Genomic DNA, 25895 nt, shown 5'->3' with positions numbered 1-25895 from the left:
TCACACCTGCCCGGAGATACCCGCCGCGTGGCGTAGCTGGGCGAGGGCGTCGGCCTTGTCGTCGCCGCCCACGAGATAGTGCGAGATCGCGAGGCGCACGATCGTCCCCGCCACGATCACCGGATCACCCTGCGGCACAAGCGGTTCCAGATGCGCCCGCATGATCGGGATGACGCGCTCGATCTGCGCGAGCACGTGATCGGGTTCGACGTGGACCATGCGGCTCAGCGAGTACGACTCCTGGAATTCGACGATGAACCGCAGCACCGCGTCCAGCCGCGCCACCCCGGTGTGCCCCTCGGCCGCCGCGCGCAGGCCGTTCTCGATATTGGCCTGCTCGTAGGCGCCGAACGCGGTGAGCAACTCCGCCTTCGAGGAGAACAGCCGGTACAGCGTCGGCCGCGAGATCTTCGCCTGGGCGGCCACATCCGACAGGTTCAGCTTGCCGTACCCCTTGCGGCCGAGCACCTCGAAGGTCGCGCGGAGGATGCGCGCGCGGGTGCTGTCATCGCGGGTGCCGGAAGTCGAGTCCACTTTACAACCTTTACACACTTTGTAACGAATGTAATACTCGGGTCGTTCGAGAGAAGAGGCATCATGACCGACACGATCGTCTCCGACGACGCCATCGACTTCGACCCGTTCTCCGCGGAATTCCACGACGATCCGTATCCGCTGTACCGCAGGCTCCGCGACGAAGCTCCCGTGTATCACAATGCCCGCTACGGCTTCTGGGCGCTGTCCCGCTACGCCGACGTGGCCCCCGGCATGAAGGACTTCGACGTCTACTCCTCCGGCCGCGGCGTCACCCTGGAACAGGTCCTCGCCCCCGAACCGCCGGAACAGCAAGTGCCGATGATCATTTCGATGGATCCGCCCGAGCACACCCGCATGCGCAAACTGGTGAGCAAGGTCTTCACCCCACGCGCCATCGCCGAACTGGAACCGATGATCACCGCCACGGTCCACCGCTTCCTGGACCCGTTGCCGGATTCCTTCGACATGGTGGCCGACTTCTCCGACCTGTTCCCCATCGAGGTCATCACGACCATGCTGGGCGTCCCACCCGAGGACCGCACCCAGCTCCGCGCCTGGCTCACCGCGCCCCTGCAACGCGCGCAGGGCCAGCTGGGTATCGACGAGGAGGGATTGGCCGCGGTCCGCGCGTCCACCGCCTTCTACGCCGGATTGATCGCCGAACGCCGAGCCCGCCCGCGCGACGACATGATCAGCCGCCTGACCGAGGTCGAGGTGGAACGCGACGACGGCACGCTGACCCGACTGACTGATCTCGAAATCCTCGGTTTCACAGCGCTTTTGGCGGGCGCGGGCGCGGAGACCGTCGCCAAGCTGATCGGCATCGCGACGGTCGTCTTCGCCGACCACCTCGACCAGTGGCAAGCCATGCGCGCCGACCGCTCGCTGATCGCCGGGGCGTTCGAGGAGTTGCTCCGCTACGAGGGCCCGGTCCAGTACGACGTCCGCTACACCCTGCGCGACGTGACCCTGCACGACCGCACCATCCCCGCCCACAGCCCCCTCCTGATGCTACTGGCCTGCGCCACCCGTGACCCCCGCATGTTCCCCAACCCCGACCGCTTCGACATCACCCGTCCGTTCACGGGCCACAACCTCGGCTTCGGGTACGGGATTCACCGGTGTCTGGGCGCGGCCTTGGCCCGACTGGAAGGGCGAATCGCGTTGCACGCCATGCTGGATCGGATATCGGAGTTCGAGGTGGATCGGGCCGGGTTGCGGCGGTCCCGGGTGACGAGTGTGGCCGGGTGGACGAATGTGCCGGTGCGGGTGAGGTAGTCCGGGCTACGGTACGTCGATGGCCCGGGTATGGACAGTGACCTCGACGACACCGACGCAGGAGGACGCGATCGCGATCGCGAAAACCGTTGTCGGGGAACGGCTCGCGGCTGGGGGCGAGATCACCGGTCCGTTTTTGTCGGTGTTCTGGCATCTCGGTGAGCTCGGTGAGGGCCAGGAGTGGCGGGTCAACCTGCGCACGTCGGCGTTTTATCGCGATCGTCTGGCCGCTCGGGTGGGTGAGTTGCATCCGTGGGAGAGTCCGGAGGTTACCGCGACGCCGGTCGAGTGGTGTTCGGAGAGTTACGCGGAGTGGGTCGAGCGGACTACGACGGACCCTGACAGCGTCTGAAGCTCGGCCTCATCCAGGCACTACGCACCGGAGTCCCGGTAGGCGAGCGCGGCCACCACGGCTGACCTCGCTCGCCTCGGGTCAGGACCGTTCGATCATCGCCGTGAACTCCTCGGCGTGGGGGCCGCTGATCTGGTAGGTGACCGTGGCCGGATCCTCGGGCCCGATCTCGGGGGTCGGGCCCGGGATCCATTCGTTCACCAGGTCACGAAATTCGTTGTAGGACAATGGAACGGTATCCTCGGGCAACTCCGTCGACAGCACCGCCACACTGACGCCGCGGGTGCGGCGTGGTTTCCCCACACGCGGCCACCAGAGCGGGGCGCGCTCATCCTCGGCCAACGCCGCGTACAAATCCTCCACGCCGACCCAGGTGCGGCCGTGCTCGGCGGCGATCGCGGCCGCCCGACGGAACAGGACCACCAGCGCGGGCGCTATGCCGTCGATGGTGACACTGCATTCATCGCGTTCACTCCCCATGGAACGAGCCTAGGCCGGAATCTCCAGGCCCGCGCACGTGATCGGCATCGGGGTATCGCCGATGTGGTAGATATGCGGTCCGAACACCTCCTGCCCGGTGTAGAACCCGCCCTTGCACGTGCAGACAGCGGTGTAGTTGGTGCCCGGATCGAGGACGACATCCACCTCACCGCCGCCCTCCTTCTCACACTGCGCCGGAGTGACCGCACCCGCCGGACCCGCCGCGAGCCACAACCCGACCGCCGCCGTCGCGGCGATTACCGCCACCCGAGATATGAACCCTCGCTTCATGTTTCCCCCTTCAGGAATGGTGTGGGAGGTCGGTAGCCGCGCGGACACGCGGTCACCGCGGGCCCAGGCAACGAGGAAAGCGACGAATCACCCCCGCCGATGCACCGGCACCCAGCCCCCCGTTTTTCGGTTACCGACCGTGCGGGTGATCCCCGTCGACCAACCCCCACACCTGATTCGACGCAGCCACGGCCCGGCCGGTTCCCTCCCTTCCACCACGGGCTCGCAAACTCACCACCACCAGGTTGTCGGTGCCCCATGCCAGGATCGGCGGCAGATACACGCACCACCCAGGCCCCAGGAGGAATCCATGGCCGCCGCCGACAGACCCGAGGTCCGCCTCGTCGCCCACTGCCGCCGCTGCCACGGCTGGCTGGTCTCCCCCACCTCGGTCGCCGAGGGCATCGGCCCCACCTGCGCGGCCCGCGAACGCGCCGACGCCCGCGCGACCGCCACTAAGACGCTCACCCTGTTCGAGATCGGTTGACCAACGCTCAGGGGTGCCACAGAGCGTCCCAGTGCCACGGCTTCGCCGCGTCGCCGCGCAGCACGCGATCCGGTGGTCTGCCTGCGCGGGGACTACATCCCGTTCCCCTACCGGTCTCTGTACACGCTCTAACGTCACGCCCATGACGGACAAGCCCATAGCCACGCGGACCCTGCGCCGCATCCAGTCCGGTGGCGAGGAGGTGACGGTCGAGGTGTTCGCTCCGGCCGTCCAGCCCGACGGGGCTGTGGCATGCCGGTACCTGATCACCGGCCTGAACCCCACGGTTCACGAGGGCACCAGCTGGGGAGTCGACGACATCCAAGCGCTGGTATCGGCGTTGACAACCATCGGCGCGATCCTGCGCCGCCACGACGATCTCCGTTTCCTCGACACCCTTCCCGCCGACAGCGGGTTCCCCCACCCCTAACCACCCCGACTGCGTGGGCGCGCTCGCCCTACGGCCGACGCCGTTGGCGTTCTCGGGACCCCCTCGAACTCCCAACCTTCTGATCTTTAATCGAGTTTCATCCAGCTTCTGCGCACCGGGCTCTCGTGCTCGACGGTTGATCAACGCTCAGGTGTGTCACAGAGCGTCCCATTGCCACGGCTTCGCCACCTCGCCGCGCAGGCACGCGATCCGATGGTCTGCCTGCGCGGCGGCGATGTGGCTTGTTTCGGCGCGAGTCAGGGCGAAGGCCGCCCATCTGAGTTCCTGGATGTCGGCGAGAACCCGGAAGCTCGGTTGTGCGGCGAGGTCGTAGCCGCCGTAGGCGTCGACGAACTCGCCGTACTCGAGATCGGGGATTCGGTCGAAGTCCGCGTGGTCGGCCGCGAGCTGAACGAGATCCCATTCCGGGCGGCCGAGCGAAACCCTGTCCAGGTCGAGGAGCGTGGGCACGCCCGAAGGGGGGACGATCAGGTTTCCCTGCCAAGCGTCTGCGTGAATCACGCTCGGCGCGAACGCTTTCGGCAGCTCGTCGTATCGGCGACGCAATTCGTCGTGATGCCCCAACAGCCAGTCGCGGTCCCCTTCTTTCACCGCCGTCGCACCGGACAATTGGGACCGCAGATCGTGGAATGGATCATGTTCCGGCAGAGCAGGATTCGTCGGCGGAGCCAGGGCGTGCAGTGCGCGCAGCATCGTTCCGAGTTCGCGTGGTGTCGCTGGTCGATGATCGGGAATCAGGTGCCACCAGGTGACCGGACGCCCATCGATCACCGTCGGCTGCCGTATTGACGCCACCGGCTCGATCGTCGGGATGCGGGAGCGGTTGAGCCATCGCGAGATCAGAACCTCTCGCGCGGCCGCGTCCCCAGCGCCCGGCCGGCCGATTCGGGCGACGATGTCACCGGCGAGCCGGTAGACGGCGTGCGAGCCCTCTCGGACGAGCTCGTATTCCGTCAGTTTCAGCCCGGCCACGCGAGCGGCCTCCAGCAGCACCTGATCCGAGTGCAGGCGGCTGTTCAACCTATGCTTCGAGTTCCGCACTACGCCGTGAACCCCGGGTCTCCGAGGCGCGGGCCAGCTGGATCGTCTCGTGCGCCATCGGGGTGATACCGCGTTTGCATCTGCGCTGTCCGCTTCGCCACTTGCAGGGCGTCGAATGCGCCCTCGCGGTCGCCGTGCAAGGGGAAGCCTCGGGCCATGTCAATGTAGTGGGGGCCCACTTGTTCCCGAGGCGTGTCCGCGGCCAGATGGACTTTCTCGTTGCGTTTCACCGCCTCGGTGCCGTCCATCGCCTCGACCGCGAGTCCGACGCTCCAGACATCGACATTCTCCCGCGCGAGCTGCTGCTGGGTCTTCCCGATCAGCCGCCGTATCGCGGTGACCCGCTCATCCACACCCTGATCGACGATCATTGTGGTCACACTTCCATTCCATCCTCCCAAACCACCATGCGCCGGGCAAACCTGATTCCAGCTACCGATTCAGGCTCGGCTGGGTTCGCCGCCTACTGTTCGGCGCTGATCCGGCCTCCCTTATGTCGACGAATTCCATTGTGCTGGCGCGTGTTCCACCCGAAAGACAGGGGCTAACGATCGGATGCACACGGACGACGAACACGGGCGGCTGACTCGGAAAGCTTCGCGCCTGCGCATCGCTCGAACTCCGGCACGCGCTACTGTCGAAGGGTGACGCGCACGCAGTGGACGATTCACGGCGAGAGGCTTGTCGACGAGAACCGGCACATTCGGCTCAGCACGGTCGATGTGGAGCTACCGGACGGAGTGCAGTTCACCCAGTACGTCGCACGGATGCCGCGTTGCGCGATGACCTTGGTGCTGAACGAAGATCGCGAAGCTCTGCTCATGTACCGGCACAGGTTCATCATCGACAAGTGGGTGTGGGAACTGCCCGGTGGCTATGTCGACGGCGCCGAGGATGTGACCGCGGCTGCGGCTCGTGAAGTCGAAGAGGAGACGGGCTGGCGACCACGATCGATGCAGCACCTCGTCACCTATCAGCCAGCGATCGGAACCCTCGATCAGCCACAGGAGATATATCTGGCCCGCGGGGCCGATCTCTCCGGCACCGATCCGGACGTCAACGAAGCGGAAGAGATTGGCTGGTTCCCGCTGGCCGAGGCAGCAGCGATGATCGATCGAGGCGAGATAGTCGGTGCTGCAACAGTTGTCGCAATATATCGCGCGCTCACTCTCGACGCCTAGTCAGCTCCGACACCTCTCGGCGAAAGTCGGCGACATCCGGCAGTTGCGCGTGTGGCCTGAGCCGGGCTCGTACATCTCGCAGATACGAGTAGGAGCGTTGCGACGTCAAGCCGACAGCGATGTCCAGCGATTGACGACCTACACGCACGGCCTCGTGCGGATCTGTATCGACCCGCGCCGAAGCCAGCAACGCCAGATTGAAGGCCCGCCCGCGCAGGTATCCCTTGCTCATGTCGAGCGACAACTCGGCGAAACGCGCCGTTCTCGCGTTGTCGCCGAGGTCCCGGAAACAGTGTGCCGTCTTGGCCGACAGATAGGCGGCGTCGAAGTAGCTCAGCCACTCGGGTCGATCTCCGGATTCGGTTCGGGAGAACGAGCGCTCGGCGGCACTGAGCGAGACTCGACACAACGAGGCGTCTCGGCGCGACGCATGACCGTGCGCTTCGACCATGTGGCACTCGGACTCCAACGCTGCCAATCCGGCGGTCCGAGCGGATATTCGAGCCGCACGGGCCAAGTCCACAGCATCACCGGGACGGCCGACGTATGTGGCTTGATGACTCATCGCGGCGAGAATCTCAGCACCCAGTCCCGCGACGCCCGCCGCTCGGGCCAAGCGGAGTGCTTGTATCAGATACCGTTGCGCAAGGCCGTGTTCCTCTTGGTCGTAGGCTGCCCATCCGGCCAACTTCGTCAGTTCAGCTGTCGTCGCGAACAATTGCCGCCCAATGCTTTCCGCGTAGCTTCCCCGCAAAAGAGGTGACACCGAGCTGTGCAGGTACTGCACGATGGTCGGTCTGACACGGCCGCCACCAACTTGATTGTCGAGGTCGCGGAAGGCAGCAGTCATTGTGCGCACGGCGTCGACCTCGCTCTGCCCGACACGTCGGCTGCCCGAGGACACGGGATGTTCCGGGACCGGTAGCGTCAGCCAGCGCATCGACGCGGCGGGATACACCGCCACCGCGTACGAAGCTCCTTGGAGAAACTTCCTACGTTCCACGTCGCTCCTCCAAAGGGCCGTCACCGCTGCGGTCGCTTCGATCAGACTCAGTGGAAACTCGAGCCCGAGATCAGCCGCCGCGCACTTGGTTGTCATTCCACAGTCCGACGGCGTGATTCGACGACCGAGGGCCTCGCTCATGACTTCCGCAATCAACTCGGGACACGGATGCAGTGGTTGTTCGCCCGCGAGCCAGCGGCCCACAGACCGGTGGTCGTAGGCCAAGTCGATACCGATTGCACGGGCGCGGTCCACGACCCGGCGGGCAAGTCCCGCTCGAGGCATCCTCGATTCGTCGAGGAGTTCCTCGAGTTCCCTATTCGGCTGCTTGGAAACGCGAGCACGTCCCATGACGCGAGTCTGACACGTTCCGCGCTGCGCGCCAAGCTCTTCCGATTTCTCACGCCCCCGCTGCACACCCCAACCCCCGCTGCGGACAACTACCGTTGCAACGCACCTTATTTGGAGCCTGCCAGTGTGGTCTTCTGGAGTGCGCGGAGGGAGCGGCGATTCTCCGCGGTACTACACCGATCTGAAAGGATAGGAACGCATGGTGCACTCGTCCTTACTCGGACAGCTGACCGCCGATGCCACCCGGGACAAAATTCAGCACCTCGCTGTCGGTGCCGTAATTCAGTTCAACGGCAAGGTGCTTCTGTTGCAACAACCTTCGGACGACTTCATGGGCGGCTTCCGGGATCTCCCCCGCGGAACGGTCGAGCCCCACGAGGGCATCGATCAAGCCCTCATCAGGGCGGTCAAGATGGAGACAGGCCTCGACGTGACCCGGATCGTCCACTACCTGGGCGATTTCGACTACGAGTCCGGTAGCGGCGAGAAGATCCGGCAGTTCAATTTCACTGTTGATGTGGCTTCCCCCGAGCCGATCGTGCTTCACGAGCACGATGCCTACACATGGACGGCGCTCGTGGAGGAGCCGCCGGTCACGGACGCGGTGCGGCGAATACTCGCGCACTATCAAGAGCGGGTCTCCGGCCGATAGAACCAAGAGAAAGGGAAATTCAATGGGCGCAATAGGTTCGACCCTCGCGCGGCGGGCGTTGGGGCGGCAGTTGCAGGAATTGCGGAAACGGGCGGAGGTGAGTCAATTCCAAGCGTCTCGGGTGCTGGGGATTTCCCCGCAGACGATGGGCCGCTTGGAGGATGGGGTTTCCGTCCGTTCGGCGAGTGATCTGTACATGAATGCCCTGTGCGATCACTACGGCGTAACCGATGAGAAGCGCCGGGCCGTCCTGGCGTTGGCGCGGGAGGTTCGGAGTACGGCGAGGCACGGCGGCGGGTGGTGGCGGGCGGATATGGATTGCGGCACTGATGATTTCGATCCGCGAACGGTATTGGAGGATTCCGCTCGGTGACTGACCGCGTGGCGGATACTGCGGCTTCCGACGATCGTGCAGACTCCCGACTACTGCCGCGCGGTCGCGTGGGCCGCTTGGCCCAATCTCCCGACCGAGCGGATCGAGGAGCGTGTGGCGCGATCGCTGAATCGGCGAGGCCGTTTGGACGATCCGGACTTCACGGCCGAGATCATCGTGTCCGAGGCGGCGATTCGTGAGGAGTGGGGCGGCCCCGGCGTGATGGACGAGCAGCGCCGATATCTCGTCGCGGTCGGGCGGCGGCCCAATGTTTCCGTACGGGTGGTTCCGTTCGATGCGCGTAGTCATATCGGTGGGCTGGTCGGTGAGTTCTCGCTGATGGAGTTCCCGATGCTCGCTCATTCGAGGCTCACCGAGCCGCCCATCGTCCACATCGAGGAGTACGCGGGCAACCTCTACCTCGAGCGGCCCGAGGAGATCTGCCGGTACGAAGCGGCGATCGCCGAGCTGCGGCGGGTGGCGTTGGACGAATCCGATTCCGGCGCAAGGATACTGGCGGCTCTCAACGGCGGCTACTCGGACTCCGCACCGAGCACGCCGACGATGTAGGTCAGATCGCCCACCCGCAGATCGTCGTCCTGGTCTGCCAGGGACCGAAGGGCGTTGGCGGCGAACAACTCTCGTACCGTGCGCCCCTTCACCACCCACCCCAACCCCCGCAGATACGCCCCCGCCTCGTTCCGCTCCCCGAAATACCGCACCTTCCCCATATCCGCCTCGAACCCGTGTTCCCGCCAACGCTCGGACAATCGCGTGAGGCTCTGCTTCGTTCTGTCCTCCTCACCGGGTTTCGGGTTGGGGCGGTTTTCGGTGGCGATGCGGCTGCCGGGGGCGCTGAGGTGGGTGATGGTGTCCAGCAGGCGGTCCTGGGCTTCGGGTGGGAGGTAGCCGAGTAGGCCCTCGGCGCTCCAGGCGGTGGGGAGGGTGGGGTCGAAGCCGGTGGCGCGGAGGGTGGTGGGCCAGTCGGCGCGTAGGTCGGCGGGGACGGGGTGGTGGTCGGCGGTGGGGGTGGCGCCGAGGGAGGTCAGGGTGCGGGACTTGAATTCTATGACGGCGGGCTGGTCGAGTTCGTACACCACCGTTCCCGGGGGCCACGGCAGGCGGTAGGCGCGGGAATCCAGGCCGGAGGCGAGGATCACGGCCTGGGTGATGCCCGCGCGGGTCGCCGAGAGGAAGAACTCGTCGTAGAAACCGGTGCGCACCTTGGCCGTATCGATCGCGATCTGTTCCACCAGTCCGTCGGGCGCCAGCTCACCGGTCGCGAGCCGGGTGAGGAGGTCGATGCCGACCGCGCGGACGAGCGGCGCGGCGAAGGGGTCGTCGATGCGCGCGGGATCCTGCCGCGTCGCGATCGCGCGCGCCGCCGCGGCCGCCGTGGCGGTCGTGCCGACGCTCGACGCGAGATCCCAGGTGTCGCCGTCGTGTCTGGTCGAAGTCGCATTCCGTCCCGCTGTCGCGTCCATGGGCGGCAATCTACGCCGGGCCACCGACAACTCCCGCCCCGTCTCGAAATCCGCTGCGACGCCGAACGTTCCGATCGAGCCCGTCCGCGATGCATCGACCGCCGAGCCCTCGTCCGCCTTGGCGACGTTCGCAACTTCACAACCCCCGGTCCGCAAAAATCGGCAGTTGCGAGGTGTCTCCGCGGGTTCACCCCCGGGTTAGCGTCCTCCCCGTGAAGAATCATCTGATCCGCCCCCGCCGCTCGGCGGAGCCTTTCCCTCGTGAGGAGCAGTTGGCCTGGCGCATCGCCGAGGTCGCGACCGATCCCGTGGCGGTCGCGCCGGAGGTCGAGGAGATGATCGTCAACCGGATCATCGACAATGCCGCCGTGGCCGCCGCCGCGCTCGTCCGGCGGCCCGTCACCAACGCCCGCGCGCAGGCGGCGGCCCACCCGTACCGGCCGGGCGCGCGGGTGTTCGGGATCGACGGGACGTATTCGCCGGAGTGGGCGGCGTGGGCGAACGGAGTCGCGGTGCGGGAGTTGGACTTCCACGACACCTTCCTCGCCGCGGAGTACTCCCATCCCGGCGACAACATCCCGCCGATCCTGGCCGTGGCCCAGCACGCGGGGCGCTCGGGCCGCGACCTGATCCGCGGGCTGGCGACGGGATACGAGATCCAGATCGATCTGGCGCGCGGAATCTGCCTGCACGAGCACAAGATCGACCACGTCGCCCATCTGGGACCGTCGGCGGCGGCGGGGATCGGCACGCTGCTCGGACTGGACACCGACACCGTGTACCGGGCCGTCGGCCAGGCGTTGCACACCACCACCGCCACCCGGCAGTCCCGCAAGGGCGAGATCTCCAGCTGGAAGGCGTACGCCCCGGCGTTCGCGGGCAAGATGGCCGTCGAGGCCGTGGATCGGGCGATGCGCGGCGAGGGCGCGCCGTCGCCGATCTGGGAGGGTGAGGACGGGGTGATCGCGCGGTTGCTGGGCGGTCCGGACGCAGAATACGCTGTGCCGCTTCCCGTTCCGGGCGAGCCGAAACGGGCGATCCTGGACTCCTACACCAAGGAGCATTCCGCGGAGTACCAGAGTCAGGCGGTGATCGATCTGGCGCGCCGCCTGCGGGACCGGATCGGTGATCTCGACCGGATCGCCTCGGTCGTGCTGCACACCAGCCACCACACGCATGTCGTGATCGGCACCGGGTCCAACGATCCGCAGAAGTTCGATCCGCTCGCCTCCCGTGAGACCCTCGATCACTCGGTCATGTACATCTTCGCGGTCGCGTTGCAGGACGGCACCTGGCATCACGAGCGGTCCTACGCGCCCGAGCGCGCGCGGCGGCCCGACACGATCGCGTTGTGGCACAAGGTCTCCACCGCCGAGGATCCGGAGTGGACCCGCCGCTACCACGCCACCGATCCCGCCGAGCGGGCGTTCGGCGCGCGCGCCGAGATCACCCTCACCGATGGGGAGGTGATCGTGGACGAACTCGCCGTGGCCGACGCCCATCCACTCGGCGCGCGGCCGTTCGGGCGCGCGCAGTACATCGCCAAGTTCCGCGCCCTCGCCGAGGGCGTCATCGCGCCCGCCGAACAGGACCGGTTCCTCGAAACCGCCCAGCGCACAGCCGAACTCACCCCCGCCGACCTGTCCCGGCTCACATTCACCGTCGCCGAGGACGTACTCGCCCGCGCACCGCGCCCGCCGGAAGGACTGTTCCGATGACCGGACCACTCGCCGCCCCCACCTCCGCCGCCGACAAGCGCGCCGCGTTCCGCGCGGGCCTGGCGTCGAACCGGATCCAGCGCCTGCCGGGGGCGTTCAATCCCTTGGTGGCCAGGGTGATTCAGGAGATCGGCTTCGAGGGCGTCTACGTCTCCGGCGCGGCGCTGTCGGCGGATCTGGCGCTGCCCGATATCGGCCTGACCACCCTCACCGAGGTCGCCGGGCGGGGCCAGCAGATCGCGCGGGTCACCGATCTGCCGGTACTGATCGACGCCGACACCGGGTTCGGGGAACCGATGAACGCCGCCCGCACCGTCGCCGTCCTCGAGGACGCCGGACTCGCCGGATGCCATCTCGAGGATCAGGTCAATCCGAAACGCTGCGGGCACCTCGACGGTAAGGCGGTGGTGCCGACCGCCGAGATGGTGCGCCGGATCCGCGCGGCCGTATCCGCCCGCAGGGACCCCGGTTTCGTGGTGTGCGCCCGCACCGACGCCGCCGGGATCGAGGGCGTCGACGCCGCGATCGAGCGGGCGCGGGCCTACGCCGACGCGGGCGCGGATCTGATCTTCACCGAGGCGCTGCGCGACGCCAGCGAGTTCGAGCGGTTCCGGGCGGCGGTCGCCACTCCCCTGCTGGCGAACATGACCGAGTTCGGGAAGTCCGACCTGCTGACCGCGCGAACCCTGGAGGCCATCGGCTACAACGCGGTCATCTACCCGGTGACCACACTGCGGCTCGCGCTGTGGGCGGCGGAGGCCGGGCTGCGCGAGATCCACGAACGGGGCACCCAGGCCGGACTGCTGGACCGGATGCAGACCCGCGACCGGCTCTACGACCTGCTCCGATACGACCGGTACACCGAGTTCGACGCGGAAGTGGCGAACTTCGCCGAATCCCTCTTTGGCACAACCGATTTCAGCCTTGGAGGCGAACGATGATCCACAAGGGGTTGACCGGGGTCGTGGTGGACACGACCGCCGTCTCGAAGGTGGTGCCGGAGACCAATTCGCTCACCTACCGCGGCTATCCGGTGCAGGACCTCGCCGCGCACTGCACGTTCGAGCAGGTCGCGTATCTGCTCTGGTACGGCGAGTTGCCCACCGACGCCGAACTGGAACGGTTCTGCCAGCGGGAGCGCGCCGCGCGCCGCGCGGACCGGTCGCTGCTGTCGCTGATCGCCAAACTGCCCGACACCTGTCACCCCATGGACGTGGTGCGGACCGCGATCAGCTACCTGGGCGCGGAGGATCCGCTCGAGGACGACAACTCCCCGGAGGCCAACCGCGCCAAGGCATTACGCATGACGGCGGTGCTGCCGACCATCGTGGCCGCCGATCAGCGGCGGCGGCGCGGCCTGGAACCCCTTGCGCCGCATTCCCATCGGGGGTTCGCCGAGAACTTCCTCACCATGTGTTCCGGTACGCCGCCCGCGCCGGAGCTGGTGCGCGCGTTCGAGGTGTCGCTGATCCTCTACGCCGAGCACGGCTTCAATGCCTCCACCTTCGCCGCCCGTGTCGTCACCTCCACGCTGTCCGACATCTACAGCGCCGTCACCGCCGCCATCGGCGCGCTCAAGGGTCCGCTGCACGGCGGCGCCAACGAGGCCGTCATGCGCGACATGCTCGAGATCGGCGACCCCGACCGCGCCGCGGAATGGTTGCGCGCCAAGCTGTCTCGGAAGGAGAAGGTGATGGGGTTCGGGCATCGGGTCTACCGGGACGGCGATTCGCGGGTGCCGACCATGCGGCGTGCCCTGCACGACATCGCCGCCGCCACCGGCGGGCAGCGGTGGGTGCGCATGGCCGACATCCTCGAACGCACCATGCGCGCCGAGACCGGGATCGAACCCAATCTCGACTTCCCCACCGGCCCGGCGTACCACCTGCTCGGCTTCGATGTCGAGGTGTTCACGCCGATCTTCGTCATGAGCCGGATCACCGGCTGGACCGCGCACATCATCGAGCAGGGACGGTCCAACGCGCTCATCCGCCCGTTGAGCGAATACGTCGGCGTCCCACAGCGTTCCGTGGTCGGCTAGGCCGATATCGCCTTGCCGTAGCGGTCCGGATCGATCTGCGCCGCGCGCGCCAGGGTCGCCATCGCCATCTTGACGTGCGCCGCGTCCACGAGCACCCCGTCCACCCCGACCGCGCCGCGACCGTCGGCCTCGGCCGCGCGGTAGGCGGCCAGATTGCGCTGGGCCAGGGCGATCTCCTCCGGCGTCGGGGAGTACACCGTGTTGGCCACCTCGATCTGGCTGGGGTGGATCGCCCATTTGCCGGAGTAGCCCAGCAGTGAGGCGCGGCGGGCGTCGCGCTCGTAGCCCGCGAGATCGCCGTAGTCCGGGTAGGGCGCGTCGATGGCGAGCACCCCGGCGATGCGGGCGGCGACGATCACCTTGGCCCGCGCGTAGTGCCAGAAATCGCCCGGATAGTCGCCCAGCGGAACGAAATTCGTGTCCACCCGCGCGCCCTGCGACAGCGAGAAGTCGCCGACGCCGAAGATGAGCGCGTCGACCCGGGGGCTGGCGGCCGCGATCGCCTCCGCGTTGGCCAGCCCCTCCACCTCCTCGATGAGCACCTCGAGCCGGATCGGCCGGGACAGACCGAGTTTCGTCTCCAACTGGGTGAGCAGCACGTCCACCCACCACACGTCGCGGGCGGTGCGGGCCTTCGGGACCACGATGGTGTCGAGGTCGCGTCCGGCGCGGGTGACCACCTCGATGATGTCGTCGTGGCACCACTCGGTGTCGAGGCCGTTGATCCGGATCGCGCGGGCGGTGCGGCCCCAATCCAGCTCGGTGAGCGCGGAAACGGCCAGCTCCCGGGAGCGTTCCTTGAGCGCCACCGGGGTGGCGTCCTCGAGATCCAGGAACACCAGATCCGCGCCGCAGGCGGCCGCCTTCGCGAACATGTGCTCGTTCGCGGCCGGGACCGCCAGCTCGGATCGGCGCAGCGGAGTCGTCATCGAATTCCCTTCTCTCACAGCACGCCCCGCGCGCGCAGTGCGTCCACGTCGGCCGTGCTCAGGCCGAGCAGTTCGCCGTAGACCTCGGTATTGTGTTCACCCAGGCGCGGACCCAGATGGGCGATCCCGCCCGGGGTCGCCGAGAGCCTCGGCACGGGCGCCTGCACGGTCATGGGGCCCAGTTCGTCGTCGTCGACACGCACGAAGACCTCGCGGTGGCGCAGTTGCTCGTCGTTCACCAGGTCTTCGATGTCGTAGACCGGCGCGGCGGCCACCTCCTCGGCCTCGAATACCGACATGGCCTGGGCCAGTGTGTGTTTCGCCACCCACTCGACCACCACCTCGTCGACCTCCCGGGCGCGGGCGAGGCGGCGCTGCGGATCGGAGAAGTCGGCGTGATCGACCAGGTCCGCGCGGCCCATGGCGCGAAACACGCGCAGCGCCAGGGCCGGTGAGCTGCCGGACATGGCCAGCCAGCGGCCGTCGGCGGTGCGGTAGGTGTTGCGCGGGGCGGAGATGTCCCATCGGTTGCCCGACCGGGTGGGAACCAGGCCGAGCTGGTCGTAACCGAGCAGGGTCTGCTCGAGCAGGCGAGCCAGCGGATCGATGAGGTTGATGTCGATCAGTTGGCCGGGGCCGCCGTGCACATCGCGATGGTAGAGAGCCATCATGATCGCGTAGGCGGCGTTGAGCGAGGCGATGCCGTCGGCCAGCATGAACGGCGGCAGCGTCGGCGGGCCGTCGGCCTGACCGGTCAGGTGCGCGAAGCCGCTCATCGCCTCCCCGAGCGTGCCGAAGCCGGGGCGTTCGCTCTTGGGTCCGGACAGGCCGTAACCGGTGATGTGCAGCATGACGATCCGGTCGTTGACCGCGCGCAGGCTCTCGTAGTCCAGCCCCCACCCGCGCAGCGTCCCCGGGCGGGTGTTGGCGATGACCACGTCGACGTGTTCGACCATGCGGCGCAACAACTTCTGGCCCTCCGCCACCCGCAGATCGAGGGTGACCGCGCGCTTGTTGCGGGAGATGGACTTCCACATCAGTCCGACCCCGTCGCGCTGATTTCCCCAGCCGCGCAACGGATCCCCGCGACCGGGCTGCTCGACCTTGATCACCTCCGCGCCGAACTCGCCCAGATACGTGGCCGCCAGCGGCGCCGCCGCCAGGGTCGCCAGATCCAGGACCCGGATCCCGCGCAACATCGCCGCGTCCCCGGACACCTAGGCCGCCGATCCCGCGGGCCGGTCCAGGCCGAGATGATCGCGCAGCGTCGTGCCCTCGTACTCGGTGCGGAACAGGCCCTTGCGCTGCAAGTGCGGCACCACCAGGCGGACCACGTCCTCGAACGCGCCCGGCAGATGCGTTGCGGCCAGGACGAATCCGTCGCAGGCGTCGCTGTGGAACCACTCGGCCATCTGCTCGGCGATCTGTTCGCCGGTGCCCACGAAGCGGGGCCCTTGCAGCAGGGTGGCGCGGTGGCCGGCCAGATCGCGCACGGTCACCGTGTCGCCGCCGATGTGCCTGCGCAGGTTCTGCACCAGGCCGCGGATGCCCGAGACCGACGCGATCAGCTCGTCGGTCACCAGATCGTCCGGATCGTGTTGGGCGAAGTCGTAATTCATCAATTCCGACAGCAGCGTGAGCGAGGCGGTCGGATGCACCAGGTCGTCGAGCAGCATCGCCTCGCGTTCGCGGGCGTGCTGTTCGGACTCGCCGACCACCGCGTAGGCCATCGGGCAGATGCGGACCGCCGCGGGATCGCGGCCCGCGTCGGCGAGGCGGGCCTTCTGATCGGCGTAGTGGTCGCGGGCCACCTCGAGGCCGGGGTCGCCGGTGAAGATGAGTTCGGCCCAGCGCGAGGCGAAGTCGCGGCCCCGGCCCGACGAACCCGCCTGCAACAGCACCGGGCGGCCCTGCGGGGTGCGCGGGACGGTCAGCGGGCCGCGCGCGGACAGGTAGCGGCCGCGGTAGCGCAGTTCGCGAACCTTGCTGGGGTCGGCGTAGATTCCCGCGGCGCGGTCGTGGACGAGGGCGTCGTCGTCCCAGCCGTCCCACAGTCCCGCGACCACCTCGAGGAATTCGTCGGCGCGGTCGTAGCGCTCGTCGTGCCCGAGGTGGGCCTCGACGCCGAAGTTCTGGGCCTCGCTGTCGTTGACCGAGGTCACCACGTTCCACGCCGCGCGGCCGTGGGACAGATGGTCCAGCGTGGCGAAGGTGCGCGCGACGTGGAAGGGGGCGTAGTAGGTCGTCGAATACGTCGCGCCCAGGCCGATTTTCGTGGTGGCTTGCGCGAGCACGCCGAGCACCACGCCCAGGTCGAGCTTCACCGGGCGCGCGCCGTAGCGGACCGCCTCGGCGACCGAACCGCCGTAGATGCCCGGCATCGCCAGCCGGTCGTCGAAGAACATCAGATCGAAGCAGCCCTCTTCCAGCTGCCTGCCGATCTTCGCGTAATAGGACGCGTCGAGATAGCCGTGCTCGGTCGCCGGGTGCCGCCACGACCCGGCGTAGACCGACGTGCTGCCTGCCTGCATGAACGCGACCAGGGTCATCTTGTCACCGCTACGAACCGCCATAATTAACATGTAACATCTGATATTTCAGATATCAAGTGTCAGTTGTTAGACTGCCGCCATGGCAGCTGTCGACATCTCCGGCACGGTCCGCGAACGCGCGGCCCGCGAACTGCGCGACCGGATCCTCACCGGCGCGCTCCGGCCGGGAAGCCGGGTGGATCTGGACGCGATCACCGAGGAGTTCGCGACCAGCCGCACGCCGGTGCGCGAGGCGCTGCTGGAACTGTCCTACGAGGGTTTGGTGCGGATCGCCCCGCGCAGCGGGATCACGGTGATCGGCATCAGCGCCGAGGACATCGTGGACAGCTTCACCATCCTCGGCGTCCTCACCGGACAGGCCGCGGCCTGGGCGGCCGAGCGCGCGACCGACGACGAGCTGCGCCAACTCCGCGACCTGGCGGCGGAGGTGGCCGCGAAGTCCGGCGCGGCGGAGATCGGCGAGTCGAATTGGCGCTTCCACCAACGGATTCACCGCGCCGCGCAGTCACCCCGACTGCTCACCCAGATCCGTCAGGCGGTACGGGTGGTGCCGTCGAATTTCCTCACGGTCTTCCCGGAGCACGAGAAGCATTCGCTCGACGACCACGAGCGGCTGCTCGACGCCCTCGAGTCCCGCGACAGCGGGCGGGCGCGCAGGGTCGCCGAGGCACATGTGCTCGACGCGGGAAGATCGCTCGCACGCTGGCTGGACGAGCAGTCCGACACCGCGCAGGCGGTCGACCAGTAACCCGCCCCCTGACCCCAGGTACACGAACCCAGCCGCACCCTTTATTCGGATCCGCACCCGTTGTAGGGCCCCACAAGGGGTGCGGATCCGAATAAGGGGTGCGGCTGGGTTGGTCGGCCTGGGGGTCAGGGGGTTTCGAGGTGGCGGCGGAGGAGTTTGCCGGTGGCGTTGCGGGGGAGTTCGTCGATGAAGATGATGTCGCGGGGGACCTTGTGGCGGGCCAGGTGGGATTTGATGTGGGATTTGATCTCGTCGGGGTCTCGGGGGGAGTCGGGGGTGGGGACTATGAAGGCGCGCAGGCGTTTTCCGAAGTCTCGGTCGTCCACGGCGACGACGGCGGCCTCGCGGATGTCGGGGCGTTCGGCGAGGAGGTTCTCGACCTCCAGGGGGTAGACGTTCTCGCCGCCGGAGACGATCATGTCGTCCTCGCGGCCGTCGATGAAAAGCCTTCCGTCCGAATCGAAGTGGCCGAGGTCGCCGCTGCACAACAGGCCGTCGACGATCTCCTTGTGGCCGCCGTCGGTGTAGCCGGAGAAGCTCAGGCCGCTGGAGACGAAGATGGCGCCGATCCGGTCGGGCTCGGTGATGCGGCGGCGCCGGTCGTCGTAGAGGGCGACGCGGCAGCCGACCGGTGGGCGGCCGACCGTGCCGGGGGCGATGCGCAGATCCTCGGGCGTAGCGACGGCGGCCACGGCGACCTCGGTGGAGGCGTAGAGGTTATAGAGCACGTCGCCGAAGGTTCGCGCGGTGCGGCGCACGAGGTCTGGCGAGAGCGCGGAGCCCGCGGCGAAGATCACCCGCAGCGCGGAGGTGTCGTAGCGCCCGAGCACCTCGGGGCCGAGGTCGACGATGCGCTGCAACATCGTGGGCACCAGAACCAGCGTCGCCGCACGGTGTTTCGCGACGGCGGCCACGACCCGTTCGGGATCGAACTTGCGTTGCTGGAACACCACGGCATTGCCCAGCGCCCAGCCGAGCGTCAGCTGGGACAGACCGGTGCCGTGAAAGGTGGGCGCGGCCATCACCATGGTGTCGTCGCGCGGCAACGGGATGCGGTCGAGGAACTGCGCCGACTGCAACGGCGAAACCTTGTCCCGCGGAGCGCCTTTGGGCATGCCGGTCGTTCCGCTGGTGAGGATGACGAGGCCACCCGCCCGCTTCGGCGTCGGGACCGAACCGGCCGGATGGGCCTCGATCAGCGAATCGATGGTCGCGATCGCGGTCGCCGCCGCGCCGTCGGACCAGGTGAGAAATCGGGGAATCGGCTCCGGCACCGCGTCGAGCAGACCCACGAACTCCTCGTCGAGCAGCAGCGCCGCGACCCGTTCGCGCTCGGCGACCGCGGCCAGCTGCGGCCCGCCGAATCCGGTGTTCATCAGCACCACCCGCGCGCCGAGTTTGCCCGCCGCCAGCAGCGCGAGCATCATCCCGCGATGATCGCGGCACAGCACCCCGAGCACGGTTCCCGGCGCGATGCCGGTGGCCGCCAAACCCGTTGCGAGCGAATCGGATCGGGCGTCGAGTTGGGCGAAGGTCAGCGGGCCGTGTTCGTCGATGACGGCGGTCGCCGCACCGCGCGTGCGGCGGGCGTGTCGCAGCACCGTCACGAACGGTCCGTAGACGTCCGCGTCACGCATGGTCCGCATGATCTCCATCGGATGCCGGGGGTCGAGGACGCCACGGCGGAGGAGGACCGACAGAGCCGCGAAGGGTTCGGAAACCGACCTCACCAGATCCCCAGCCTTGCTGGATGAATACTTCACTTATCACTCCCGCATCCGTCAGCACTCGACCGAATATGTTTGTTGAACAGTAGATTACCCCTATACCCAACAGGATCAGGTCGTCTCTACAGGTAGAATGACTAGTAACTTAACGCATTCCCCGACGCCAAGGCCGTCGCGGGGCGAAGTCCGTTGCCATGGTCGACACGGGCTGACATGATGCTATGAAGAAGCTCTCATCTACTCGCGGAGTGGCCATGTCTCGACCAGCGCAATCCCTCCGACAGCCCGGCCCGGCGGAACCCGAACCGCGGCGCGGTCGGCGCTACATGTCCGGACCCGCCGCGCTGCTCGGCGGCCCCGCGAACGTGATCATGCAGTTGAGCCATCCCCCGGTCGGCCGTGGCGTCATCGAAAGTCGGGTCGAGCGTGGCCGTTTCGATCGGCATCCCCGCAAGCGCGGGCGCACCACCCTCACCTATCTCGCCGTGGCGATGCTCGGCACCGACGAGGATCGCGCGATCTACCGGGAGGCGGTGAACAGCTCGCACCGCCAGGTGCGGTCCACGGCGGACAGTCCGGTGAAGTACAACGCCTTCGACCCGCGCCTGCAACTGTGGGTGGCGGCGTGCCTGTACCGCGGCACGGTCGACACCCTCACCTTCCTCTACGGCGGGATCGACGAGGCGCTCGCCGACGAGCTCTACCAGGACGCGGCGCGCTTCGGCACCACCCTCCAGATGCCCGCCCAGCTATGGCCCGCGGACCGCGCGGCGTTCGAGGAGTACTGGAATGCCCAGGCGCGCAACCTGTCCGTCGACGACGAGGTGCGGCGATACCTGCTCGATCAGGTCGTCGATCTGGGTCCGTACGGCCGGTTCGAGCGGGTGGCCTTCCGGCGGGTGAACCGCTTCTTCACGACCGGCTTTCTGCCGCAACGGTTTCGGGACGAACTCGGCCTGGACTGGGGACCACGGCGGCAACGCGTGTTCGAGGTCGTCATGCGCACCCTCGGTCGCGTCATGATCACGCTGCCCGAACGCTGGCGGGTCTATCCCTTCGACACCTACCTGCGCGAGATGCGCGAACGGTACACGCAGGGCAAACCGTTGGTGTGACCAGACGGGCGGGAGTTCGAGTGGGGCCGGTGATCACCGGCCCCACTCGAGCTCAGGACGACCGCGCCGCGTCGATGAGGCGCTGGCGAAGCCAGGTGAGCGGGGTCAGATTGCCCGGCGCGACAATGTAGCCGGGGTAGCTCTGGTGCACGCCGGACTGGAGGAACTGGTCGATCTGGTGCTGCCGTTCCTCGTAGGCGTTCGCGTTGAGCTGATCCGACAGCAGGCCGAGGCCGCCCGCGCGCATGGCGTCGCCGAACAGGTCGCCGGCCTCCTGCTGATACCGGCCGAGTTGGGCGGCATCGGGATTGGACAGCTGGACGAAGAATCCGGCGATGCGCCCGGCGAAGTCGCCGTCGGGCATCGAGCAGTACAGGTCGCCCGCGACACAGAAGGTGTAGGTCTGCCCGGACACCCAGCCGAAGCCGCCCGGCCGGGGACCGACCGCGCCCGCGCCGGGCACCGGGGGTCCGATCAGATTGTCGGTGGGCGAGCGCCGCGGATCGGAGATCAACCCGACCAGGACGACGCGATCGGCGGGCACCACGCCGAGACCGGTGCCGATCTCGGCGGCCACGTCACCGGCCGCGTCCGCGCCCTGGCTGTAGCCGAGCAGCGCGATGCGGGTCGCCCCGCACGCTCTGCCCATGGCGGCCACCAGGTTCCGGGCCTTCTCGACGGCCTCCTGTTTGGAGCGGCCGTACACATCCCCCTCCCACGGGAAGGCGGTCGCCGCGTAGCTCACGTAGTCCACGCGCACATTGCCGGGCAGCCCGTCCGCGCTCACCGCGAGAATGCCCCGGCCCGGGTCGGAATTGGAGGTCTCCCAGGTGCCGGGGACGGCGACCACGTAGAGATCCGGGCACCCCGGCGCGGGCGCGGCCCGGGAGGCGCCGGCCCCGCCGACCTGTGCCGCGCCGACCAGGAGCGCGGCAATACCCAAGGCCGCGTTGGCCTTCCACCGATTGCGTCTGCTGAAACGACCCATCTTCCGCCACTCCTCGTCGAGCCCGACTAACCGAGGGGTCCCGGTGCGACATCCACCGGAAAGGTAATCACCATTAACTTAGCAAGACGAGAGGGCTGGTGGGAAGGTTATCAGCGCCGCCAGAGGAAGTGGTGGGTGACCCCGGACGGGCTCGGGACGCGTTCGAGGTGGTAGCGGTCGGTCAGATCCTCGGGGGCGGTCCAAAGGCGTTCGCCGCGGCCCAGTTCGAACGGGGCGACGGCGATGTGCAGGGTGTCGATCAGGTCGGCGTCGAGGAATTCGCGGACGGTGGCGACGCCGCCGCCGATGCGCACGTCCTTGCCGTCGGCGGCCTCGAGGGCGCGGGCCAGCGCCTCCTTCGGGGAGGCGTCGAGGAAGTGGAAGGTGGTGTCGCTCAAGGCGAACGAGGGCCGCGGGTGGTGGGTGAGCACGAACACCGGCGTGTGGAACGGGGGTTCGTCACCCCACCAGCCCTGCCAGTCGTGGTTCTCCCAGGGCCCGCGCTGCGGCCCGAACTTGTTGCGGCCCATGATCTCCGCGCCGATATTGTTGGCGAAGTCGCGGACGATGTAGTCGTCCAGACCGTACGTGCCACCGGGCTCGGAGCGGTTGGGCCAGTGCGCGGTGGCCAGTGCCCAGGCGAAGAGTTTGTTCGGATCGGCGTGCCCGAACGGGCGCTCGGCGCTCTGCCCCTCCCCCGTGCCATATCCGTCGGCGGACAACCCGAAATTCTGAACGCGAACCAACTGTGTCATCGAAGCACCCTTTTCTGGTTGCAATGTGCAATCGCTAGTAACCTAACCCCAACCGATCTCGAATCGCAACCACTTTCGGCCACGGGTTATGGCCGGGCCGCCCCGACGATCATGATGAATTCCGCGGCGAGCCCCAGTGCGGCGATGGCCACCGCGAGGGCGGCGAGCCACTTGCCGCGGCGCGGGCCCGTGCAGCCGACGATTCCGAGCACGAGACCGGCCAGCGCGAACGGGATGCCGATGAACGGGCGGACGCCGGTCAGGTCCACGGGCAGGAAGGGCAGAAGCAGGCCGTCGAGGGCGAGGAAGATCGCGGCGACGGCAAGCCCATGCCCTGGTGTGGTTGTGGCGGCCCCTGACCCGCAGGCGGGGCGCCCGCAGGTGGGGCGTCCGTGGGTGGAGCGTCCGCGGGTGGGGCACCCGCAGGCGGAGCGCCCGCAGGTGGCGCGTCCGTAGGTGGGGTGCCCACTGGTGAGGCGCCCGCAGGTGGAGCGCCCGTGGGCGGAGCGCCGGTGGGTGGAGCGGTATGAACCCAGGGCTGGTAGGACATCGGACGATCCCCGTTTCGTGAAGTGACTCCCCAGCGCATCCAAGCGCATCACGTTCCCCGTGTCCAAGGCTCGCGATGGTTATCGCCGGGCCCGTGCGGGTCTCCCCTCGTGGACGGCGCGATCGACGTCGGCGAGGTGGACGCCGACGGTGTGCAGGGTCGCGCCGAGGGCCATGGTCGCGCCTCGATCGAACTCGCGGCGAGCAGCGGGCCGACAATGCCCACGAAGGCGGTCGGTGCCGCCGAGTACGCCGAAAAGGCCCGTGCGGCAAGGCATTCCGGCCGCATACTCACCGAGATCAAGCGGCTGGACGCGGAGGCGCTCCCCGAGGAACACAGGCGCTGGGCCGCCGACCGGTGAGATCGGCTGTGGCACACCAGCCTTCGCCGATCGGCAGGCGCAGCGGGAACATGGTGGTGCCGGTGAGGCGCTGGTGTTCGGTCTCGGCGGCGATCAGGCCGAGCGCCCAGTCGAGCTGTCCGGCGGGCATGCGGTAGGTGGTGCCGTCGGTGCAGCGCAGCCACGGCACGCCGGTGCGGACCGGGGGCTCGATGCCCACGGCGGCGACGAGAATCGATCCGGCAGGCTCCATACGCGGCACGGTACGCACCGGCCGGTTGGTTCACCGGGAATTAGCCGATCGTCGTGCGCGGTCACAGTGCGCGACCGTCGCCGCTTGTGCCGCAGCCCGTTACGGCACGTGCAAGGCCAGGACGGCAGTGTCGTCGGTGACGCCGGAACCGAACGATTCGAGCAGTTCGGTTACCGCCGAGACGATCTCGGTGGCCGACGCCGGAGCCTGGGAGCGGGCGAAATCGAGGAGGGCGGATTCGCCGTAGTAGCCGTCGTCGGTGCGGGCCTCGATCAGCCCGTCGGTGTAGAGCAGCAGGGTGTCGCCCGACCGCAGGGTGCGCGTGACGGTGACGATGTCCGGTTCCGGCAGCGCGCCGATCAGCTGACCGCCCGGCGTGGGCAGGTAGGCCGCGGAACCGTTGCCGCGCAACAGGATCGCCGCGGGATGGCCGCCGGAGGCGAGGGTGACGGTGACGCGCGGGCCCTCGGGATGATCGCGGTCGAGGGCGAGCAGACCGTAGATCACGGTGCAGAAGCGCAGGATGCCGGGCTCGTGATTGCGCACCATGACCTCGTTGAGATGGGTCAGGGCGGCGGCGGGTTCGGGGTTGTGGACCGCCGCGGCGCGCAGGGTGTAGCGGATCTGCGAGGTGACGGTGGCCGCGCCGACGCCCTTGCCGCACACGTCGCCGAGGAAGAACCCCCAGGTGTCGTCGGTGATGGGGAACAGGTCGTAGAAGTCGCCGCCGACCTCGTCGACCGAGGCGACGTGATAGTGCGCGGCGGCGTCCATGCCCGGGACGGATTCGAGCGCGGCGGGCAGCAGGGTGCGTTGCAGGGTCGCGTTGAGCCGTTGCAGGCGCTCGCGGTCGCGCTCGGCCTCGCGGCGGGCCCGCAGCAGTTCGGCCTCGTAGGCGCGGCGCTCGCGGGCGTCGAAGACGGTGGTGCGGATCAGCAGCGGCTGCCCGTCGTCACCGGACTTGACCGTCGAGGTCACCAGCACGGGCAGGCGGGTGCCGTCGGCGGCTTGCAGTTCCAGGGCGATGCCGCTGAGGTGACCCCGCATCCGCAGCAGGGGTGCGAAGTGGGTCTCGTGATACAACCGGCCGCCGACGGTCAGCAGGTCGTTGAAGTGGCGGCGGCCGACCAGATCCTCCCGCCGGTAACCGAGCCAGGTCAGCAGCGTGGTGTTGATCTTGGCGATGCGGCCGTCGAGCAGGGTGGACAGGTATCCGCAGGGTGCGTTCTCGTACAGATCGTCGACGTCGTCCTCCAACAGCGCTGTGAATTCCGCCCGCTGGTCGGGATCGTCCGGGTCGAGACCGAGCCGCTCGGGATCCGGGCCGCCCGCGCGGCACATCATCATCACAGGTTACGCACGAATTCGGTGATCGCGGCGGCCGTCTCCTCGGGGGCGGCGAGCTGCGGGCAGTGCCCGGTCGCGTCCAGGGTCACCAGGCGGCTGCCCGGAATGCGAGCGTGCACGAACTCCCCCACCTCGCGCGGGGCGATCGCGTCGTTCGAGCACTGGGCCACCAGCGTCGGCACCGAGACCGCGGCCAGATCGTCGCGATTGTCGGAGAGAAATGTCACGCGGGCGAACATCCGCGCGATCTCGGGATCGGTGCGGCAGAAGCTGGTCTCCAGTTCGGCCGCCAGCTCCGGGCGTTCCAGATTGCCCATGATGACCGGGGCCATCGCGCCCGACCAGCCGAGGTAGTTCGCGTCCAGGGATTCGAGCAGTTCATCGATGTCGGCGGCGCTGAAACCGCCCCGATAGCCGGTCGCGGGGTCGTCGAGGAAGCACGGGCTCGGCGCGAGCAACACCAGCCCGCGGAACAACTCCGGTTCGGTCGCGGCGGCCAGCACGCCCATCATCGCGGCTACCGAATGCCCCACCAGCACAACGGGTTCCGGCCCGGCCGCGCGGCACACCTCGCGGACGTCCTCGGCGTATCCGGCCATGGTCGAGTACCGCTGCGGCGTCCACGCCGACAGATCCGATCCGCCCGAACCGACGTGATCGAACAGCACGACCCGGAACCGCTCGGCCAGCACCGGCGCCACGAGGCGCCACAAGCCCTGGTCGCAGCCGAATCCGTGCGCGAGGACCAGCGTGGGGGCTTCCGGCGGACCGGTGACGACCACCCGATTCCTGCGCAAGACGTCGCTCATTCATCCCATCATTGCAGAGGGTGGCCGCTCGGGGAGTTTCGGGCGACACGCCGCCCCCCGCC

At 68.2% G+C, this 25895-nt stretch carries 31 protein-coding genes; 14 read left to right on the top strand and 17 right to left on the bottom strand.

Annotated elements, in window-relative coordinates:
* Window positions 1-534, bottom strand: coding sequence for a TetR/AcrR family transcriptional regulator (locus ACFYTQ_RS05385; protein WP_387357410.1), 534 nt, complete (start codon window positions 532-534; stop codon window positions 1-3).
* 63 nt (window positions 535-597) lie between these two features.
* On the opposite strand from ACFYTQ_RS05385, the gene ACFYTQ_RS05380 reads away from it, so the two are divergent.
* Window positions 598-1815, top strand: a complete 1218-nt coding sequence (locus tag ACFYTQ_RS05380; RefSeq protein WP_387357409.1) for a cytochrome P450 — start codon at window positions 598-600, stop codon at window positions 1813-1815.
* A gap of 19 nt (window positions 1816-1834) precedes the next feature.
* On the top strand, window positions 1835-2167 hold the full coding sequence (gene cutA, locus ACFYTQ_RS05375; protein WP_387357408.1) for a divalent-cation tolerance protein CutA: 333 nt from the start codon (window positions 1835-1837) through the stop codon (window positions 2165-2167).
* 81 nt (window positions 2168-2248) lie between these two features.
* Here cutA and ACFYTQ_RS05370 read toward each other — a convergent pair whose 3' ends face one another.
* Together ACFYTQ_RS05370 and ACFYTQ_RS05365 are read right to left on the bottom strand one after the other, a co-directional pair.
* Window positions 2249-2647, bottom strand: a complete 399-nt coding sequence (locus tag ACFYTQ_RS05370; protein ID WP_387357407.1) for a hypothetical protein — start codon at window positions 2645-2647, stop codon at window positions 2249-2251.
* Between the two features lie 9 nt (window positions 2648-2656).
* The gene (locus ACFYTQ_RS05365; RefSeq protein ID WP_387357406.1) at window positions 2657-2938 is read right to left on the bottom strand and encodes a hypothetical protein; all 282 of its coding nucleotides are present in this window, start codon (window positions 2936-2938) and stop codon (window positions 2657-2659) included.
* A 310-nt stretch (window positions 2939-3248) separates the two neighbouring features.
* Here ACFYTQ_RS05365 and ACFYTQ_RS05360 point away from each other — a divergent pair, with 310 nt between their 5' ends.
* Together ACFYTQ_RS05360 and ACFYTQ_RS05355 are read left to right on the top strand one after the other, a co-directional pair.
* The gene (locus tag ACFYTQ_RS05360; RefSeq protein WP_387357405.1) at window positions 3249-3425 is read left to right on the top strand and encodes a DUF6011 domain-containing protein; all 177 of its coding nucleotides are present in this window, start codon (window positions 3249-3251) and stop codon (window positions 3423-3425) included.
* Between the two features lie 142 nt (window positions 3426-3567).
* Window positions 3568-3855 carry a DUF6968 family protein gene (locus ACFYTQ_RS05355; protein ID WP_387357404.1) on the top strand — a complete coding sequence of 96 codons (288 nt, stop codon included), beginning with the start codon at window positions 3568-3570 and terminating at the stop codon, window positions 3853-3855.
* 156 nt (window positions 3856-4011) lie between these two features.
* On the opposite strand, the gene ACFYTQ_RS05350 is transcribed toward ACFYTQ_RS05355, so the two are convergent.
* Complete coding sequence (locus ACFYTQ_RS05350) at window positions 4012-4896, bottom strand: phosphotransferase enzyme family protein (RefSeq protein ID WP_387357403.1); 885 nt, start codon at window positions 4894-4896, stop codon at window positions 4012-4014.
* A 20-nt stretch (window positions 4897-4916) separates the two neighbouring features.
* A complete protein-coding gene (locus tag ACFYTQ_RS05345; protein ID WP_387357402.1) occupies window positions 4917-5297 on the bottom strand; it encodes a hypothetical protein in 381 nt (126 codons plus the stop codon).
* Window positions 5298-5561: 264 nt separating this feature from the next.
* On the opposite strand from ACFYTQ_RS05345, the gene ACFYTQ_RS05340 reads away from it, so the two are divergent.
* Window positions 5562-6098 (top strand): NUDIX domain-containing protein, encoded by a 537-nt coding sequence (locus tag ACFYTQ_RS05340; RefSeq protein WP_387357401.1) that lies wholly within the window; start codon window positions 5562-5564, stop codon window positions 6096-6098.
* On the opposite strand, the gene ACFYTQ_RS05335 is transcribed toward ACFYTQ_RS05340, so the two are convergent.
* The gene (locus tag ACFYTQ_RS05335; protein ID WP_387357400.1) at window positions 6082-7452 is read right to left on the bottom strand and encodes a hypothetical protein; all 1371 of its coding nucleotides are present in this window, start codon (window positions 7450-7452) and stop codon (window positions 6082-6084) included. The genes ACFYTQ_RS05340 and ACFYTQ_RS05335 overlap by 17 nt on opposite strands.
* A gap of 199 nt (window positions 7453-7651) precedes the next feature.
* Here ACFYTQ_RS05335 and ACFYTQ_RS05330 point away from each other — a divergent pair, with 199 nt between their 5' ends.
* The 3 genes from ACFYTQ_RS05330 to ACFYTQ_RS05320 are packed head-to-tail and all read left to right on the top strand — an operon-like array spanning window position 7652 to window position 9047.
* Entirely contained in the window at window positions 7652-8104 is a 453-nt protein-coding gene (locus ACFYTQ_RS05330) for an NUDIX domain-containing protein (protein WP_387357399.1), read from the top strand.
* Window positions 8007-8477: a helix-turn-helix domain-containing protein gene (locus ACFYTQ_RS05325; protein ID WP_387357398.1), complete on the top strand. Its 471-nt coding sequence runs from the start codon at window positions 8007-8009 to the stop codon at window positions 8475-8477. Before ACFYTQ_RS05330 ends, ACFYTQ_RS05325 begins: the two co-directional genes overlap by 98 nt.
* On the top strand, window positions 8478-9047 hold the full coding sequence (locus tag ACFYTQ_RS05320; RefSeq protein ID WP_387357944.1) for a DUF5753 domain-containing protein: 570 nt from the start codon (window positions 8478-8480) through the stop codon (window positions 9045-9047). It begins immediately after the preceding gene.
* Here ACFYTQ_RS05320 and ACFYTQ_RS05315 read toward each other — a convergent pair.
* Entirely contained in the window at window positions 9011-9961 is a 951-nt protein-coding gene (locus ACFYTQ_RS05315; protein ID WP_387357397.1) for an SAM-dependent methyltransferase, read from the bottom strand. The two genes, ACFYTQ_RS05320 and ACFYTQ_RS05315, sit on opposite strands and share 37 nt — an antisense overlap.
* A gap of 212 nt (window positions 9962-10173) precedes the next feature.
* On the opposite strand from ACFYTQ_RS05315, the gene prpD reads away from it, so the two are divergent.
* From prpD to ACFYTQ_RS05300, 3 genes are read left to right on the top strand one after another with little or no spacing between them, the layout of a single operon-like run.
* A complete protein-coding gene (gene prpD, locus ACFYTQ_RS05310) occupies window positions 10174-11679 on the top strand; it encodes a 2-methylcitrate dehydratase PrpD (RefSeq protein WP_387357396.1) in 1506 nt (501 codons plus the stop codon).
* Window positions 11676-12620, top strand: coding sequence for a methylisocitrate lyase (gene prpB / locus ACFYTQ_RS05305; RefSeq protein WP_387357395.1), 945 nt, complete (start codon window positions 11676-11678; stop codon window positions 12618-12620). Before prpD ends, prpB begins: the two co-directional genes overlap by 4 nt.
* Window positions 12617-13720, top strand: a complete 1104-nt coding sequence (locus ACFYTQ_RS05300; RefSeq protein WP_387357394.1) for a bifunctional 2-methylcitrate synthase/citrate synthase — start codon at window positions 12617-12619, stop codon at window positions 13718-13720. Before prpB ends, ACFYTQ_RS05300 begins: the two co-directional genes overlap by 4 nt.
* Here the strand turns inward: ACFYTQ_RS05300 and ACFYTQ_RS05295 are convergent.
* From ACFYTQ_RS05295 to ACFYTQ_RS05285, 3 genes are read right to left on the bottom strand one after another with little or no spacing between them, the layout of a single operon-like run.
* Complete coding sequence (locus ACFYTQ_RS05295; RefSeq protein WP_387357392.1) at window positions 13717-14649, bottom strand: HpcH/HpaI aldolase/citrate lyase family protein; 933 nt, start codon at window positions 14647-14649, stop codon at window positions 13717-13719. The two genes, ACFYTQ_RS05300 and ACFYTQ_RS05295, sit on opposite strands and share 4 nt — an antisense overlap.
* Window positions 14650-14663: 14 nt before the next feature.
* A complete protein-coding gene (locus ACFYTQ_RS05290) occupies window positions 14664-15848 on the bottom strand; it encodes a CaiB/BaiF CoA transferase family protein (protein ID WP_387357391.1) in 1185 nt (394 codons plus the stop codon).
* Between the two features lie 18 nt (window positions 15849-15866).
* Complete coding sequence (locus tag ACFYTQ_RS05285) at window positions 15867-17222, bottom strand: LLM class flavin-dependent oxidoreductase (protein ID WP_387357390.1); 1356 nt, start codon at window positions 17220-17222, stop codon at window positions 15867-15869.
* Between the two features lie 58 nt (window positions 17223-17280).
* Between ACFYTQ_RS05285 and ACFYTQ_RS05280 the strand changes: the two genes are divergently transcribed.
* A complete protein-coding gene (locus tag ACFYTQ_RS05280; RefSeq protein WP_387357389.1) occupies window positions 17281-17949 on the top strand; it encodes a GntR family transcriptional regulator in 669 nt (222 codons plus the stop codon).
* Window positions 17950-18074: 125 nt separating this feature from the next.
* Here ACFYTQ_RS05280 and ACFYTQ_RS05275 read toward each other — a convergent pair whose 3' ends face one another.
* Complete coding sequence (locus tag ACFYTQ_RS05275; protein WP_387357942.1) at window positions 18075-19604, bottom strand: acyl-CoA synthetase; 1530 nt, start codon at window positions 19602-19604, stop codon at window positions 18075-18077.
* A gap of 326 nt (window positions 19605-19930) precedes the next feature.
* Here ACFYTQ_RS05275 and ACFYTQ_RS05270 point away from each other — a divergent pair, with 326 nt between their 5' ends.
* Window positions 19931-20791, top strand: coding sequence for an oxygenase MpaB family protein (locus ACFYTQ_RS05270; RefSeq protein WP_387357388.1), 861 nt, complete (start codon window positions 19931-19933; stop codon window positions 20789-20791).
* Between the two features lie 52 nt (window positions 20792-20843).
* Here ACFYTQ_RS05270 and ACFYTQ_RS05265 read toward each other — a convergent pair whose 3' ends face one another.
* The 3 genes from ACFYTQ_RS05265 to ACFYTQ_RS05255 all read right to left on the bottom strand — a co-directional run bounded on the left by ACFYTQ_RS05265 (window position 20844) and on the right by ACFYTQ_RS05255 (window position 22803).
* On the bottom strand, window positions 20844-21779 hold the full coding sequence (locus tag ACFYTQ_RS05265) for a cutinase family protein (RefSeq protein ID WP_387357387.1): 936 nt from the start codon (window positions 21777-21779) through the stop codon (window positions 20844-20846).
* Between the two features lie 110 nt (window positions 21780-21889).
* Window positions 21890-22534: a dihydrofolate reductase family protein gene (locus ACFYTQ_RS05260; protein WP_387357386.1), complete on the bottom strand. Its 645-nt coding sequence runs from the start codon at window positions 22532-22534 to the stop codon at window positions 21890-21892.
* An 86-nt stretch (window positions 22535-22620) separates the two neighbouring features.
* Window positions 22621-22803, bottom strand: a complete 183-nt coding sequence (locus tag ACFYTQ_RS05255; RefSeq protein WP_387357385.1) for a hypothetical protein — start codon at window positions 22801-22803, stop codon at window positions 22621-22623.
* 390 nt (window positions 22804-23193) lie between these two features.
* On the opposite strand from ACFYTQ_RS05255, the gene ACFYTQ_RS05250 reads away from it, so the two are divergent.
* Window positions 23194-23445, top strand: coding sequence for a hypothetical protein (locus tag ACFYTQ_RS05250; RefSeq protein ID WP_387357384.1), 252 nt, complete (start codon window positions 23194-23196; stop codon window positions 23443-23445).
* Here ACFYTQ_RS05250 and ACFYTQ_RS05245 read toward each other — a convergent pair.
* From ACFYTQ_RS05245 to ACFYTQ_RS05235, 3 genes are all read right to left on the bottom strand, one after another.
* Window positions 23384-23677 carry a hypothetical protein gene (locus ACFYTQ_RS05245; protein WP_387357383.1) on the bottom strand — a complete coding sequence of 98 codons (294 nt, stop codon included), beginning with the start codon at window positions 23675-23677 and terminating at the stop codon, window positions 23384-23386. The genes ACFYTQ_RS05250 and ACFYTQ_RS05245 overlap by 62 nt on opposite strands.
* A 99-nt stretch (window positions 23678-23776) precedes the next feature.
* Window positions 23777-25021, bottom strand: coding sequence for a SpoIIE family protein phosphatase (locus tag ACFYTQ_RS05240; RefSeq protein WP_387357382.1), 1245 nt, complete (start codon window positions 25019-25021; stop codon window positions 23777-23779).
* 2 nt (window positions 25022-25023) lie between these two features.
* Window positions 25024-25833, bottom strand: a complete 810-nt coding sequence (locus ACFYTQ_RS05235; protein WP_387357381.1) for an alpha/beta fold hydrolase — start codon at window positions 25831-25833, stop codon at window positions 25024-25026.
* Window positions 25834-25895: the final 62 nt, after the last annotated feature.

Source organism: Nocardia sp. NPDC004068 (assembly GCF_042874315.1).
GTDB lineage: Bacteria > Actinomycetota > Actinomycetes > Mycobacteriales > Mycobacteriaceae > Nocardia.
The sequence above is the reverse complement of the archived record's forward strand: the minus strand, read 5'-3'. Positions and strand labels throughout refer to the sequence as shown.